Consider the following 14,248-nt stretch of genomic DNA (forward strand, 5'->3'; position numbering starts at 1 on the left):
TTTCTGATCGCCGAGAGCGACCCGTTTACCGACTGGTCGCTCGCGGTTGCATTTGTCGTAGTCGGAGGTGGCGTGGGGGTTTCTCATTGTGTGGGCGCTGACCCGCCACGCGCGCAAGATGGCGCATGAGCAGGCCAGCGAGCTGGTTGAGGTCGCGCGCCGCGAGGCGGCGGTGGCCGCCGAGGAGATGAAGCAGAAGGCCGAGGCCGAGATTCAGGAGAAGCGGGCGGAGTTGAACCGGGAGTTCGACCGCCGTGAAATTGAAAGCGATGTCCGGCTGCGCGAGATCCGCGCGCATGAGGAATCGCTGGCGCTCCTCGACTACCAATTGGAACAGCGGCAGGAGCGGTTGAATCGCGAGAGTGCCGCGGTGAAACAGGCCCGCGATGCGATTCGGGCGTTGTCGAAGAGCGTGCGCAAGCGGCTCGAGGGCGTTTCCCAGCTCGATGCCGACGAAGTCAGGAAACAGCTGCGCGAGGAAGTGCAGCTCGAGTGCCAGGACGAGTTTCGCGCCTTGCGGCGCTCCACGCTGGAGAAGTCCGAGCAGGAACTGCAGACGGAGGCGCGCCGCATCCTGATCGCCTCGATGCAGCGGATCGCGAGCAAGCCGAACAACGATCTCACGGCCACGATCATCCAGCTTCCCAGCGAGGACATGAAGGGCCGCATCATCGGCCGCGAGGGCCGGAACATCAAATCGTTCGAATCCGCGACGGGCGTCACACTGCTGATCGACGAGTCGCCGCAGATGGTGCTCGTGTCGTCATTCGATCCCGTGCGCCGCGAGATTGCGCGCTCGGCGCTCGATGCGCTGGTGAAGGACGGCCGGATCCATCCGGCGTCGATCGAGGAGTTCGTCAAGCGGGCGCAGGATGAGATCGAGCTGGTGACGACGCAGGCCGGCGAGGACGCCGTCGGCAAGTTGAACATCAACGGCCTGCACCCCGAGATCATCAAGCTCCTCGGCCGGTTGAAGTATCGGTTTTCGTACAACCAGAACGTGCTCGATCACTCGGTCGAGACGGCGTTTCTGGCTTCGGTGATCGCCAGCGAAGTCGGGCTCGATCCCAACGTCGCCAAACGCGCCGGCCTCCTGCACGACATCGGCAAGGGTGTCCCCGGCGAACTCGAGGGCAGTCACGCGGTGATTGGCGCGGAGTTCATCAAGCGTTACGGCGAGACACCGATCGTCGTGAACGCGGTGGCGGCGCATCACGAGGAGGTGAAGCCCGAGACGGTGTATGCGGGCCTGGTGATTCTGGCGGACACGATTTCAGCGACGCGGCCCGGTGCGCGGGCGGAGTCGATGACGAGTTACATCCAGCGGCTGGGCCGGCTCGAGAAACTCGCGATGTCGCTCGAGGGCGTGCAGCAGGCATTTGCGATCCAGGCCGGACGCGAGATCCGCGTGGTGGTGTCACCGCATGAGGTTACTGACGATCGCGCGCGGGAAATTTCGAAGGAGCTGCGCAAACGGATCGAGGCCGAGCTGCAGTATCCCAGCACGATCAAAATCACCGTGATCCGCGAGTCGCGCTTCACCGAGACGGCGACCTGATGCTTCGACAGAATGAACAAAATGGACAGAATCAGAACCGATTCTGTAGATTCGGTTCATTCTGTCCAAAACCGGACCATGGCTAACGAAAAAATTCTCGAGACTTTCCCGAATCCCGCGCCGCAGCGCGACTACGTGATTGAGCACACGCATCACGAGTTCACGTCGATGTGCCCGATCACGGGTCATCCGGATTTCGCGAGCATCACGGTGCGCTATGTCGCCGACAAGACGTGCGTCGAACTCAAGTCGCTGAAGCTCTATTTCCACGCCTTCCGCAACGAGGGGATTTTCTTCGAGGCCGTCACCAACAAGATTTGCGACGACCTCGGCTCCGCGCTGAAGCCGCGGGCCCTGACGATCATCGCTGATTGGAAGGCGCGTGGCGGATTCACGTCGCGCGTCACGGCCGAGTGGTCCGCGGCCGCGCGGCGCGGACGGAGACGCTGAAACGCGTTGAGCGATCGTACGGGAGCCGGGCTGCGCTTGGCCGGCCGGTAACCGATTCGCGCTCGCTCCCGTGGCATGGAACTGACCACGCTCGCGGGGTCATGAAACTACGCCTGACCCTTCTTGCGATCGCCGCGGCGGTCGCCCTGCACGCGGCCGAAACCTTGCCGCTCTTCAACGCCACGCTGTCCGTGGGCAAGGAGCACCGGTTCGTGCTGGTCGATGCCAACGGCAAGTCCAGTTCGTTCCTCGGCCTGGGGGAAACGTTCGCCGGCTACACGTTGAAGGCCTACGACGCGAAAACCGGCGCGCTCGACATCGAGCGGGAGGGAAAGATTTCCCGGCTCACGCTCGTGGCCGACGCCGCCGTGAGCAGCGCCCCGGCGGCCGCGCTTCCCGCGACGGTGGCGGATGCCGAGGTCGTCCTGAACAAGATGCACTTCGACGAGATGATGGAGCGCGCGCTGCGCCAGCAGAAGCAGGCGATCGTGAACCAGTTTCAACAGGCGGGCTCCCGCATGATCCAGCAGGGCGTCGATCCGACGGAAGCGGCGGCCTTCCAAAAGAAGATGGCCGATGAAATCCTGAGCGTGCTCGATGCGACGAAGCTCAAGAGCGACGTCTCGAAGATCTACAGCGAGGTGTTCTCGAAACAGGAGCTCGATCAGATCGCCGCGTTTTACAGCACGCCGTTGGGTGAAGTACTGGCGGCGAAACAACCCGCGGTGCAGGAAAAGCTCGGCGCCATCATCCAGGGCCGCATGGCCGAAGTGATGCCGCGCGTGCAGAAAATGGGCGCGGAGTTTTCCGCCGAGCAAAAGGCCAAGAAAGCCGCCGCAGCCGGTGGTGCGGCCGCGGCACCGAAGCAATAAGCCGGAACAATGCAGTTGCCCGCGAATCACGCGAATCCACTCGAATGAAAGAGGCTGGATGAGACCGCACACCAAACGGTGCGCTGTGGTTTGGCTGGCCGACGTTCACGAATCAGCCTGAAATTCGCGGTCCTTCGCGTGATTCGCGGGAGTCCTTCTGCATGAGTCCGGATAAGCGGTCGGCAACCGGGGAGCGTGGGACTCCGGCCGGTATCGATTAAGACCTGACGGACCCCTTCGCTCCCGAATTCAACGCCGCGAGCACCTGGGCGTGCAGTTCCGGTGTGGCGCAGGCAATGGTCGACTCGGCCGGATAGGCCGCGCCGCCCTGCCAGTTCGTGATCACCCCGCCGGCACCGCGCACGACCGGCACGAGCGCGGCGATGTCCCACGGGTTCATGATCGGATCGAGCGAGATGTCGGCCCAGCCCGTCGCCAAGAGCAGGTAGCCGTAACAATCACCCCACGTGCGCACGAGCCGGGCGCGACGCTGCAGGCCGTCGTAGGTGGCGCCGTCCTGGTATTTCGCGGGATTGAGCGGATCGCTGGTGAGCAGCGTGGACTCCTCGATCCGCCGCGTCGGCCGACACCGGACGGGTTGGCCATTCAACTCAGTCGTGCCGCCGTCACCGATCACGAGTTGATTGAGCACCGGTTGGTGAATGCAACCGAGCACGGGCTGCCCCTGGTGCAGCAACGCGATCAACGTGCCCCAGAGAGGCAGGCCGGTGATGAACGCCTTGGTGCCGTCGACCGGATCGAGCACCCAGACAAATTCGGCGTCGGCGCGCTCGTTCCCAAATTCCTCGCCGATGATACCGTGAGCGGGAAAGCGCCGGCCGATCCGCGCGCGCATCAGTTCCTCGGCGCCGCGATCCGCGAGCGTGACGGGTGACTGGTCGGACTTCGTTTCCACCGTCACGCCCGGCTGGCGGTACAGGGGTTTGATGAAGTCGCCGCTTTCGCGGGCGAGCTCGATCATGAACGTGCGATAGGGCGACAGATCCACGAGAGAGGTTGAAACCACGAAACACACGAAACACACGAAAAATTCATGACGAGCGGGGTTGGTTTTCGTGTGTTTCGTGTGTTTCGTGGTTTTTATGTCCTGGGTGGATCAACCGATCTTCTTCGTCGATTTCGAGGGCAGCCGGGTCTCCGGCATCCTCGAGTACGGTGTCGTCATGCTACTGCGCGGCGGGATTGTGGAAACGCACACGCGCTTGTGCGCGCCGACCGGACGCGTGCGCGCCGAGGACACCGCGGTGCACGGATTGTCGGAGGCGACGCTCGCCGCGCACCGACCCTTCGCCGTCGAATGGGACTTCTTTGCCCAGCTCCGCGAACGCGGTCCGCTCGCCGCGCACTACGCGGGCGTGGAAAATGCACTGCTGAAAGGCGTGTGGCCGTATCCGCGCAGCTCGCCCGATTTCGCCCGGCCCGGCGAATGGGTGGTCGACTGGGGCCCGTGGATCGATTCGGCGCGACTGTACGCGCAACTTTTCCCGACGCTCGACTCCGGCCGGCTCGAAGCGGTGGTGTCCGCTTTCGGCCTGGAATCCGAACTCGAGCGCGCCGCTGCGGCGCATTGTCCGCCGGATCGGCGGCAGTATCACTGTGCCTTGTACGACGCCCTCGCCGGCGCGCTGCTGCTCGCGCGGCTGGCGCGCGATCCGCAGCTCGCGGGCCTGACGCTGTTGCAACTGCTCGCGCTCAGCACGCTCGATCCGGTGAAGCGCGACGCGCTGCAGCAGCGGGAATTGTTTTGAGCGTCGCGGTGCTTCCACCAAGCCTCCGGCCATGCCCCGGATTGGAAGTTTCGCCCGCGCCGCGTTCCTTTTGGTTTGGTTGGTCGCGGGCGGTGGTCGAGCGGTGATAGCCGTGGAAACGTCGTTCGCGATCACGACGTTTTCGGCCGACGTCACCGTACCCCTCGGTCACGGGATGATGGGTGGATATTGGAAGGCGACGTCCGTCGCTGATCCCCTTTACGCGAAGGGCGTGGTGCTCTGGGGTGGCGGGCAACCGGTGGTGTTCGTCGCCGTGGACTGGTGCGAGATTCGCAACGACGCCTATGACCGCTGGCGCGACGTTATCGCGGCGGCGGCCGGCACCACGCGCGAGCGGGTGCTCGTGAGCAGCATTCATCAGCACGAGGCGCCCGTGGCGGATTTGACGGCGCAACGTTTCCTCGCGGAACGCGGTCTCGATGACGGCGTGTGCGATCTGGCGTTTCACGAAACGGCGGTGCAACGCGTGGCCGCCGCCGTGCGCGCGGCATTGAATCGGAAACGCCCCGTCACGCATCTCGGGCTGGGCCAAGCGAAGGTGGCGCAAGTGGCGTCGAACCGCCGCTATCTCCTGCCCGACGGTCGGCCTTCGTTCAACCGTGGCAGTGCGAGCGCGGCCAACGTGCTCGCGCGCGAGGCACCGGAGGGCGTGATCGATCCGTGGTTGAAGACGCTGAGCTTCTGGCACGACGGGCAGCCGGTGGCGGCGTTGAGCGCCTACGCGGTGCATCCGATGAGTTATTACCGGACCGGCGAAATTTCCGCCGACTTTCCCGGGATTGCTCGTGCCCGCCGCCAGCAGGAGACGCCGGATTGCCTGCAGATCTATCTGAGTGGCGCGAGTGGCAACGTGACTGCGGGAAAATACAACGATGGCGCCCGCGCCACGCGCGCGGTGCTCGCGGACCGACTCCATGCCGCGATGGTCGAGGCGTGGCGGGAAACCAAGCAGGTGCCGCTGGCGTCGGTCGCGTTTCGCCACACCGCCGTCCGGCTGGCACCGCGCGACGAACCGGGACTGCGGCCGGAAGCGTTGCTCGCCAAGCTGGTGCCGGAGCGTTTGCCGCGGGAACGGAATCTCGCCGCGATGGGCTTGAGCTGGCGGAAACGCGTCGATGCCGGCCAGCCGATCGATGTGCCGTTGATCGATTTCGGGGCCGCGCAGCTGTTGCTGTTGCCGGGAGAAAGCTACGTGGAATTTCAGCTCGCGGCGCAGCGGATGAATCCTGGCAGCTTCGTGCTGGTCGCCGGCTTCGGCGAGTCGGCGACCGGTTACGTGCCCACCGAGCAGGCCGTGACCGAGCAGGATACCAATCTCGCCGACTGGTGCTGGGTCGCGCCCGGCGCCGAGGCCGCGTTGCTGGCTGCGATTCAGCGCGTCGTGCAACCGTAGCCGCGGGCACCCGCGACTGCCCCTGGGACCGCGACCGCCCCCGGTCGCTTGATCGTGCAGCCCTCCGTTCCGTCTACAGCCCGCCCATTGTCGCGTTGGGGAAGAGTGGCAGCGTGCGCACCCGATTGCCCGTGGCCTTGAAGTGAGCGTTGGCGAGGGCGGGAGCAAACGTCGGCACACCGAGCTCGCCGACGCCACCGAGTGATTTCGTGCGATCGGCGACCGCGGGATTGGGGATCAGGGTGACTTTGACGTCGGGCATCTCGTTCATCCGGATCATCCGGCTCGTGTTGAAGTTTTTGCTCTGCGGCACGCCGCCGATGAAATTCTGTTTGCCGTAGAGCGCAGCGTTCAGGCCGTGCACCACGCCGCCGGTGAGTTGGGCTTCCACCTGTCCGGGATTGACCGCCAGATAGCAGTCGATCGCGACGGAGACGCGGTTGACCTTGAGGCTTGTCGACGTGACCGCGGAAATCTCGACGACTTCGGCGACGATGCTGTTGAAGGCCGCGCCGATCGCAATTCCGCGGAACCGGCCCGTGGGAACGGGCGTGTTCCAACCGCCCAGAGTGGCGGCGGCGTCCAGCACTGCCACCCACCGCGCGTCGGTGAGCCGGTTGCGGCGGAACAGATACGGGTCCTCGCGCGCGGCGAAGGCGAGTTCGTCGATCATCGATTCCACGCCAAAGGTGTTGAGCGAGGCTCCGACCGAACGCCAGAAGCCGACGGGAATCGGCGCGGTGTGAGTGACGTATTCGGTGACGCGTGCACCCAGGTTGTACGGCAGCGCCACGGCGGCCTCGATGCCCTGACTGTCGCCCTTGGGTCCGAGCGTCGAACCGCGTTGAGCCAGAATCGAAGGCGAAACGTTGCGGTACGACCAGCCGGTCACCTCGCGATTCGCGTTCAAGCCCGCCCGCGCGTGGATCACCGCCATCGGGCGGAATTGATCGTGGGTGAAATCCTCTTCCCGCGGCCACATCACCTTGATCGGGCGTTTCACCGCCATGCCGGCCTGCACGGCCTGGCTGACGAAATCGACTTCCGACTTCCGGCCCAGTCCGCCGCCGAGATACGTGGTGTGCACGGTGATCTGGCTGGGCGCGAGGCCCGTGAGGGTGGCGACGAGCGTCAACACGCTCCGGGCCGATTGCGTCGGCACATAGACGTCGCATTTGACGCCCGGCACATAATCGACGGTGCAATTGAGCACCTCCATGCACGCGTGCGCGACGTAGGGCAGCGTGTAGACCGCGTCGACGATGGACGCGCCCTGGTTGATCGCGGTGTTGGCCGTGGTCGCGTCGCCTTCGACCGTGTAGAGCGTGCCGGGAGGATTCAAACCTCCGGCGACGTACGGCGTGGCTGCGTTCGCGAGCGCCTTGGCGTCGTTGAGAAACTGGGTGGAGTTGAGCGCGGCGGCGTTGGCGGGTTGCGTCCAGGAAAGGCTGAGTTTTTTCGAGGCGCGCCAGGTATCCCACGTGTTGGGACCGACGACGATAATCGCGTTGACGTTGTTGACCGCCTCGAGGCCCCGCTGGGTGCCGGTCATGACGCGGGTCGGAACGACGGCGATCATGCCCGACGGCGTGGCCGGAGTCTTTGCGAGCGTGCCGCCCAACGTCGGGCAATGCCGGACGATGCCGTAGACCATGTTCGGCAGCCGGACGTCGAGACCGTAGATCGCGCTGCCGTCCACCTTGGCGGGAATATCCACGCGCCGCTGCGTCTTGCCGATGACGCGAAACTCGCTGTCGGGCACAAGTGGCGCGCCGACCGGAACCGGGAGAAGCGCGGCGGCGGCGGCAACCTGGCCGTAGGTGCGGGTAGTGCCCGTGGATACGTGGGTGATGAGCCCGTTCACCACGCTGTAGTTCGTCCGTGTGGGATCGCCGATGGCGGTCATGGCGGCCTGCACCAACATCTCGCGGGCGGCGGCGGCCGCGTCGCGCATCCGCCAATAATTGGAGCGCGTCACACCGCTGCCGACGGTGTTGATGGCCGAACCAATCGGAGCCGGCGTGGCCGTGGTCGGTCCGCCTTGGATCGTTTCAATTCGTCCGTAGTCGACCATGAGGTCTTCCGCGAGAATCTGTGCGAGTCCGGAAAACGAACCCTGACCCATCTCGGAGGCGCCAATGGTCAGGGTGATGGTGTCGTCCACGCCGACCGTCAGCCAGGACGTGACTGCCACGTCGGGGGCGGGCTCGGCCGCGAGCAGGCGGCTGCGGCCGGGAAATTCGGGCAGAAGAAAGCTGAGGGTGAGTCCGGCGGCGGTGCGGGAGATGAAGTCGCGGCGGCTGAGTGCGGTGGAATCTGGCGCGGTGACGGCGGGGGAAGGGCAGTTCATGGCGGCGTGCGTGTTTAGAGTTTCGATACGGCCTGCTTGATGCGCGGATAGGTGCCGCAGACGCAGAGGTTTTTCAGCTCCGACGCGATTTCCGCACCGTGGTGGCCCGCCTTCATCGCGGCGGCGGCGCACATGATCATGCCCGGTTGGCAGTAGCCGCACTGGGGGACCTGATTTTCAATCCAGGCGATCTGCGCGGGGTGGCTGCCGTTGGGAGAGAGGCCTTCGATCGTGACGATCTTCTTGCCGACGGCCGACGAGACATCGAACACGCACGCGTGCTCGCGTTGATTGTCGATCATCACCGTGCACGCGCCGCAGACTTCGATGCCGCAGCCGTACTTCGTGCCGGTGAGTCCGATCAAGTCCCGCAGCACCCAGAGGAGAGGCATGCCGCCGTCGCTGACCGTTACTTTGTGATCCTGTCCGTTAACATTCAGGGTGAGTTGGCTCATGGGAGTAAGAGACGATCGCCCCGGGTGAGGCGTGTGGGATGTCTCAATGAGTCTACACCGGATCGCGCAACGCTGTTCCTGACGATCACGTCTTTCCCTCCCTCTGAGGCGGCATCTTTACCATTTTCTAGCCAGTCCGCCCGGGATCGCGACCGCCCCCGGTCGCAACGATTGGTCCCCGCTCAGATCAGGCTCACCGTCGCTGTCCTACCCAATCGGATACCGTCTCACGCCGCACTTCTGCGCCAGCGCGCGCAGGGCGAACAGCGGCGTCGTCGTGAGGTAGCGCGGCCCGAGCCGGCGGGGTTCGGTGCAGAGGCGGAAAAGCCACTCGAAACCGCTGCGTTGAATCCAGCGCGGCGCCTGCCGTACGCGGCCGGAGTGGAAGTCGAACGCGGCGCCGACACCGATCATCACGCCCGCATCGAGTTCGCGCCAGTGGCGGGCCATGAACGTCTCCTGTTTCGGCGAACTCAGCCCGACCCAGATCACGTCGGGCCGCGTGCGCGCAATGTCGGCGCGCAGCGCGGTCGACTCCGTCTGATCCAAGTCGCGGAAGGGCGGCGTGAACCGGCCTGCGACCTCGAGGCCGGGAAACCGCGCGCACAGTCGACGCTCCAGTTCCTCGGCCACGCCCGCGTTGCCGCCGTAAAAATAGTGGCGCAGACCCACCGCGCGGCCGGCGTCACAGACGGCGAGCATCAGATCGGGACCGTAAACGCGTTCGACTCCGGTCGGTCCGAGCCACACCAGCGGCATCCCGTCGGGCGTGGTCAGCCAGGAGGCGTTGTAGATGCGGCGCAGCTCCGGATCGCGGCGCGCGACGGTGAGGCCGTGCGCGGTCGCGAGGCAGATGTAGCCGCGGCGTAACTGTCCGCGCACCCCGACCACGAGGTCGCGCGCCCGGGCCAGCGTGAGGGCGGAAATGCCCACGCCCAGAACGTTGTAACGGGCGACTGGTGACGCCGACATCCGGTTAGTCTTTCGGGCCAAATGCGCCGGCAGTAAAGCGCGGATATCGCCGTGCGCCGCCGAGTCTTGCCGCGATCATCGAGCGCGGTGGCGTTTCTCAGCGCGGGTTCGATCCGTCGGGCAAACGGGCAGGCAAAAAACGCCGTCCTTGCGCTCGCGCAGCAGGCCCGCGAGGGTGTCTGCTTCCATGGCCATTGTAAGTCTACTCGATGTCAGCCTGAGCTTCGGTGGTGCACCGTTGCTCGACCGCGTTAATCTCCAGATCGATCGCGGCGAACGCGTGTGTCTGGTGGGCCGCAACGGCGCGGGCAAGTCCACCCTGATGAAGGTGATTGCAGGCGAATTGAACTGCGACACGGGCCAGGTGTTTCGTCAGCCGGGCGCCGTGATTTCGACGCTGCGTCAGGAGGTGCCGGCGGGACTCACCGGGACCGTGCGCACCGTGGTCGAAGGCGAGGGTGGCGCCTACGAAGTCCACAACGACTGGGAACGCCATGACCGCGTCGAGCGGCTGCTGGAGCAGATGAAGCTGCCGGTGGACACGCCGTTCGCCGAATTGTCGGCCGGACAGAAACGCCGCGTGCTGCTGGCGCGCGGCCTGGTCGAGGATCCGCAACTGCTGCTGCTCGACGAGCCGACCAACCATCTCGATCTCGAGTCGATTCTGTGGCTGGAGGAATTTCTGCTGGAGTGGGGCGGCGCGCTGCTCTTCGTGACGCATGACCGCGCGTTCCTGCGCAAAATTTCCACGCGGATTGTCGAGGTCGATCGCGGCAAGCTCGTCGGCTGGCAGTGCGACTACGACACGTTTCTCACGCGCAAGGAAGCTGTGCTCGAGGCCGAGGAAGTCGAGCGCGCGCAGTTCGACAAGAAGCTGGCGCAGGAGGAAGTGTGGATCCGCCGCGGCGTGAAAGCGCAGCGCTCGCGGGCCAACAATCGCATCCACGCGCTCGAGAAGATGCGGGCCGAGCGCGCCGCGCGCCGCGACCGCACGGGTACGGCGAAGATGACGGCGCAGGAGGCGGACCGCAGCGGCTTCAAGGTCATCTCATGCGAGGGCGCGGGCTTCCGTTACGACGATCGCTGGATCGTGCGCGACCTCACCACGCGCATCGAGCGCGGCGACAAGATCGGGATCGTCGGTCCGAACGGTGCGGGCAAGACGACGCTGCTCCGCCTGTTGCTCGGCCAGATCGCGCCGAAGGAAGGTCTCGTCGAACAGGGCACGCGGCTCGAGATTGTTTACTTCGATCAGCTGCGCGCGCAGCTGGATGAGACGATGCGGGTGCAGGACGCCGTCGCCGATGGCAATGCCACGGTCACGATCAACGGCCGGACGCGGCACGTGATTTCCTACCTCGAGGATTTTCTCTTCGATCCGACCCGTGCCCGCACGCCGATCAAGGCGCTGTCGGGTGGAGAGCGGAACCGGTTGTTGCTGGCGCGGCTGTTCACCAAGCCGGCCAACGTGCTCGTGCTCGACGAACCGACGAACGATCTCGATGCCGAGACGCTGGAGTTGCTCGAAGATTTGCTGGTGGAATTCGGCGGCACCGTGCTGCTGGTGAGTCACGATCGCGCTTTCCTCAACGAGGTCTGCACGAGCCTGCTGGTGTTTGAGGGCGACGCGACGGTCTCCGATTACACGGGCGGCTATGACGACTGGCAGCGGGAGCGCGCCGCCAAGGCCGCGGCGGTCGCCGCCGCCGAGGAAAAGACGAAGCGCGAGGCGAAGGAGGCCGCCGCAAAGGAAGCGGCCGGCGCCGGCGCGAAGAAGACGCGCAAGCTTTCGAACAAGGAGCGCGCCGAGCTGGAAGCGCTGCCGAAACAAATTGAGACGATGGAGGCCGAACAGGAAACGCTGACCGCCAAGCTGGCGGATCCGCTGTTCTTCAAGAAGCCCGCGACGGAAGTCACGCAGGCCACGGTGCGTCTGCACGAGCTCGAAGCCCAGTTGGCCCGAGCCTATTCACGCTGGACGGAACTCGAAGGCTGAGCTGCGCGTTGCTGGCGGCTTCAGCTGGGGGCGCAGGCCTCTGGCCTGCTCTGAATTGATGCCGGCCGGAGGCCGGCGCTCCCGGGTTATCACTTTTTGTTCTTCCGCTGGCCCTTCTTCTGGCTGCTGGCGGGAGAGTCCGTTTCCGCGGCGTCCTGCGTCGGAAGGAACTTGGCGAGTTCGGTCTTTTTTGCGGCGAACTCCGGCTTGGTGGCGAGGTTGGTCCACTCGTTCGGATCCTTCCGCTCGTCGTAGAGCTCCTCGTCGCCGTTCGCGTAACGGATGTACCGCCAGTCCGCGGTGCGGGCGGTGTGGTTCTTGTAGCGATACGTCGTGACGCCGGCCTGGTCCCAAGCGGCGGCGGGATTGCCGAGCAGCGTCCGGATGCTGACGCCCTCGTTGTGCGTCGGCGTCGGAATGCCGCAGAGATCCGTCAGCGTCGGATAGATGCTCATGAAGTCGATCGTTCGCTCGCAGACCGTATTCGGTTTCGTGAGACCGGGCACGATCCAGATCAACGGCGACCGGGTCGCTTCCTCCCACAGCGAGAATTTCCGCCAGTGGTGCTTCTCGCCGAGGTGCCAGCCGTGATCGCCCCAGAGGCAGAGGATGGTGTTGTCCTTGTAGGCCGATTTCTCGAAGGCATCGAGGAGCCGGCCGAGATTCATGTCACAGTACGCAATCGTCGCGAGGTACGCCTGGATCGCTTCCTTCCAGCGACCGGACTTCACCATCGGTACGTGATCCGTCTCGGGGTGTGCCATGCGGACGCCCGCCGGGGGCACGTCGTCGAGATCGTTTTCCAGATACGGCGGCAATTTGATGCTCTCAAGCGGGAAGAGATCGAAGTACTTGCGCGGGACGTTCCACGGCATGTGCGGCTTGTGGAAACCGACGGCGAGGAAGAATGGCTTGTCGTGTTTCTTCGCGAGCGAAGCGATGCCGTAGTCGGCGATGCCATAGTCGGAGATGTCCTCGTCCTTGCAGTCGAGCGCGGCGAATTTGATGCCGCCCACGCCGTCGCTCTGCCCGGCGGGCACCTTCGGGTTGCCGCCCTCCTTGTCGAGATAGTCGTCCCACTCGCTCCGTCGGCGGTAGGACTCGTGATAAATTTTGCCCGAGCCATGGACGAAGTAACCCGCGTTGCGGAAGGCGGTCGTGAGCATCTTGCTCTCGGGCAGGAGTGGGCGGAAATCGATGTTGTTCTCGTAAACGGCCGACGTCGACGGGCGCAGGCCCGACATGAGCGCGGCGCGCGAGGGATTGCAGACGGGCGAGGCGCAGTACGCGCGGGTGAACGAGACGCCCATCTTCGCGAGCCGATCAAAATTTGGCGTTTTGGTCTGCGGGTTGTGGCCGAAGTAGCCGACCCAGTCGCGCAGATCGTCGACCGCGATGAACAACACGTTGGGTTTCGACGGCGTGGCGCCGACGGCGGAAGCCATCAACGCGAGGAAGAGCGCGACGAGCGCGTGGAGGCGGCAACGTGAGTTCATGGGGTGGAGTGAGGATGGGAAGGCGGAGCGCGTGAGGCGAGTGTGGTTTGAAGACCGCGGCGGGGTACGTGGCGGCAGCGGCGGGGGCGGAAGTTTGACCGCGGATTTGCCGGATGGCGCGGATGGTTCAACCCTGACGCTGGTTGCCTTTATCCGCCTCATCCGCGGTCGCACCTGCTGATGTTTCAGAGGGAACAGCAGAACTTCAGCCCACGGTGCTTTCTATGGCACAATGAATTTCTCGCGCAGGAGCGCCAGGTTCACCTCAGCCAGCGACGACACCTTCCAGTCCACGTGGGAGAAGTCGTGATGCGCGGTTGACTCGTTCGGCGCGGCGACCGCCCAGAGCTGGGCGCGCTTCGCCGCGAGCGAACCGGTGTGCGAATCCTCGAACGCCACCGCTTCGTGCCCGCGGAGGCCGAAGCGAGTCAGCACGAGCCGGTAGAGATCGGGCTCGGGTTTGGGCGAGGCGGCGTCTTCGCGGCACGCGATGAAATCGAAGTGCGCGAACAAACCCAGCCGCGTGAGGTGCGCGTCGACCCAGGCGTGATCGGAGTTCGAGGCGAGGCCGACTTTCACTCCATTCGTACGGGCCGACTCGAGCAGCGCCACGACGCCGGGCAGGATGGGTTGACGGAGCAGCAACCGGTCCTTCAGGCCGCGCCGCTCGAACTCAAGTGCGGCCCGGTCCGCATGCGGACTGAAGCCGTGCCAGGGATCGAAACTGTAATCCGCGTGGCCCACGCTGCGCAGGAAGACCGCGCGATCGAAGGGCACGCCGTGTGCCGCGTGCACCTCGGCGTAGGCGTCGATCAGCGGCGTTTCCGTGTCAAGAATGAGACCGTCGAAGTCGAAGACGAAGGCGCGAATCATGAATGAGAAAAGTGAAGAACGGGGAAAGGCGGCGTCATGGCGA

At 65.0% G+C, this 14,248-nt stretch carries 12 protein-coding genes; 6 read left to right on the top strand and 6 right to left on the bottom strand.

All coding sequences use genetic code 11. The features are described 5' to 3' along the window. The first annotated feature begins 88 nt into the window (after positions 1–88). From rny to ACLJEU_RS05525, 3 genes are all read left to right on the top strand, one after another. Entirely contained in the window at positions 89–1,558 is a 1,470-nt protein-coding gene (gene rny / locus ACLJEU_RS05515; RefSeq protein WP_414660565.1) for a ribonuclease Y, read from the top strand. A gap of 78 nt (positions 1,559–1,636) precedes the next feature. Continuing rightward, positions 1,637–2,008, top strand: a complete 372-nt coding sequence (queF, locus tag ACLJEU_RS05520) for a preQ(1) synthase (protein WP_414660564.1) — start codon at positions 1,637–1,639, stop codon at positions 2,006–2,008. Positions 2,009–2,109: 101 nt separating this feature from the next. Next, a complete protein-coding gene (locus ACLJEU_RS05525) occupies positions 2,110–2,880 on the top strand; it encodes a DUF2059 domain-containing protein (protein ID WP_414660563.1) in 771 nt (256 codons plus the stop codon). A gap of 217 nt (positions 2,881–3,097) precedes the next feature. On the opposite strand, the gene hisN is transcribed toward ACLJEU_RS05525, so the two are convergent. Then, positions 3,098–3,907, bottom strand: coding sequence for a histidinol-phosphatase (gene hisN / locus ACLJEU_RS05530; protein WP_414660562.1), 810 nt, complete (start codon positions 3,905–3,907; stop codon positions 3,098–3,100). A 76-nt stretch (positions 3,908–3,983) separates the two neighbouring features. Between hisN and ACLJEU_RS05535 the strand changes: the two genes are divergently transcribed. Then, positions 3,984–4,649 (top strand): 3'-5' exonuclease, encoded by a 666-nt coding sequence (locus ACLJEU_RS05535; protein ID WP_414660561.1) that lies wholly within the window; start codon positions 3,984–3,986, stop codon positions 4,647–4,649. Between the two features lie 112 nt (positions 4,650–4,761). Continuing rightward, positions 4,762–6,063, top strand: a complete 1,302-nt coding sequence (locus tag ACLJEU_RS05540; protein WP_414660560.1) for a hypothetical protein — start codon at positions 4,762–4,764, stop codon at positions 6,061–6,063. A 73-nt stretch (positions 6,064–6,136) separates the two neighbouring features. Here the strand turns inward: ACLJEU_RS05540 and ACLJEU_RS05545 are convergent, their stop codons facing one another. From ACLJEU_RS05545 to ACLJEU_RS05555, 3 genes are all read right to left on the bottom strand, one after another. Continuing rightward, entirely contained in the window at positions 6,137–8,413 is a 2,277-nt protein-coding gene (locus ACLJEU_RS05545) for a xanthine dehydrogenase family protein molybdopterin-binding subunit (RefSeq protein ID WP_414660559.1), read from the bottom strand. A 14-nt stretch (positions 8,414–8,427) separates the two neighbouring features. Continuing rightward, positions 8,428–8,868 carry a (2Fe-2S)-binding protein gene (locus ACLJEU_RS05550; protein ID WP_414660558.1) on the bottom strand — a complete coding sequence of 147 codons (441 nt, stop codon included), beginning with the start codon at positions 8,866–8,868 and terminating at the stop codon, positions 8,428–8,430. 207 nt (positions 8,869–9,075) lie between these two features. Continuing rightward, entirely contained in the window at positions 9,076–9,840 is a 765-nt protein-coding gene (locus ACLJEU_RS05555) for a WecB/TagA/CpsF family glycosyltransferase (protein ID WP_414660557.1), read from the bottom strand. 187 nt (positions 9,841–10,027) lie between these two features. Here ACLJEU_RS05555 and ACLJEU_RS05560 point away from each other — a divergent pair, with 187 nt between their 5' ends. Then, positions 10,028–11,836 carry an ATP-binding cassette domain-containing protein gene (locus tag ACLJEU_RS05560; protein ID WP_414660556.1) on the top strand — a complete coding sequence of 603 codons (1,809 nt, stop codon included), beginning with the start codon at positions 10,028–10,030 and terminating at the stop codon, positions 11,834–11,836. 89 nt (positions 11,837–11,925) lie between these two features. Here the strand turns inward: ACLJEU_RS05560 and ACLJEU_RS05565 are convergent, their stop codons facing one another. Together ACLJEU_RS05565 and ACLJEU_RS05570 are read right to left on the bottom strand one after the other, a co-directional pair. After that, complete coding sequence (locus ACLJEU_RS05565; protein WP_414660555.1) at positions 11,926–13,332, bottom strand: sulfatase; 1,407 nt, start codon at positions 13,330–13,332, stop codon at positions 11,926–11,928. A gap of 222 nt (positions 13,333–13,554) precedes the next feature. Continuing rightward, positions 13,555–14,205, bottom strand: coding sequence for an HAD family hydrolase (locus ACLJEU_RS05570; protein ID WP_414660554.1), 651 nt, complete (start codon positions 14,203–14,205; stop codon positions 13,555–13,557). Positions 14,206–14,248 lie beyond the last annotated feature (43 nt).

This window comes from Terrisphaera buseokensis (assembly GCF_047521145.2).
Taxonomy (GTDB): Bacteria; Verrucomicrobiota; Verrucomicrobiia; order Opitutales; family Opitutaceae; genus ER46.

Bases quoted from the DNA above. Each gene is read 5' to 3' on its own strand.
- ACLJEU_RS05565 (WP_414660555.1), bottom strand. From the start codon at position 13,332: ATGAACTCACGTTGCCGCCTCCACGCGCTCGTCGCGCTCTTCCTCGCG.
- ACLJEU_RS05570 (WP_414660554.1), bottom strand. From the start codon at position 14,205: ATGATTCGCGCCTTCGTCTTCGACTTCGACGGTCTCATTCTTGACACG.
- ACLJEU_RS05550 (WP_414660558.1), bottom strand. From the start codon at position 8,868: ATGAGCCAACTCACCCTGAATGTTAACGGACAGGATCACAAAGTAACG.
- queF (WP_414660564.1), top strand. From the start codon at position 1,637: ATGGCTAACGAAAAAATTCTCGAGACTTTCCCGAATCCCGCGCCGCAG.
- ACLJEU_RS05535 (WP_414660561.1), top strand. From the start codon at position 3,984: ATGTCCTGGGTGGATCAACCGATCTTCTTCGTCGATTTCGAGGGCAGC.
- ACLJEU_RS05555 (WP_414660557.1), bottom strand. From the start codon at position 9,840: ATGTCGGCGTCACCAGTCGCCCGTTACAACGTTCTGGGCGTGGGCATT.
- ACLJEU_RS05525 (WP_414660563.1), top strand. From the start codon at position 2,110: ATGAAACTACGCCTGACCCTTCTTGCGATCGCCGCGGCGGTCGCCCTG.
- ACLJEU_RS05560 (WP_414660556.1), top strand. From the start codon at position 10,028: ATGGCCATTGTAAGTCTACTCGATGTCAGCCTGAGCTTCGGTGGTGCA.
- ACLJEU_RS05545 (WP_414660559.1), bottom strand. From the start codon at position 8,413: ATGAACTGCCCTTCCCCCGCCGTCACCGCGCCAGATTCCACCGCACTC.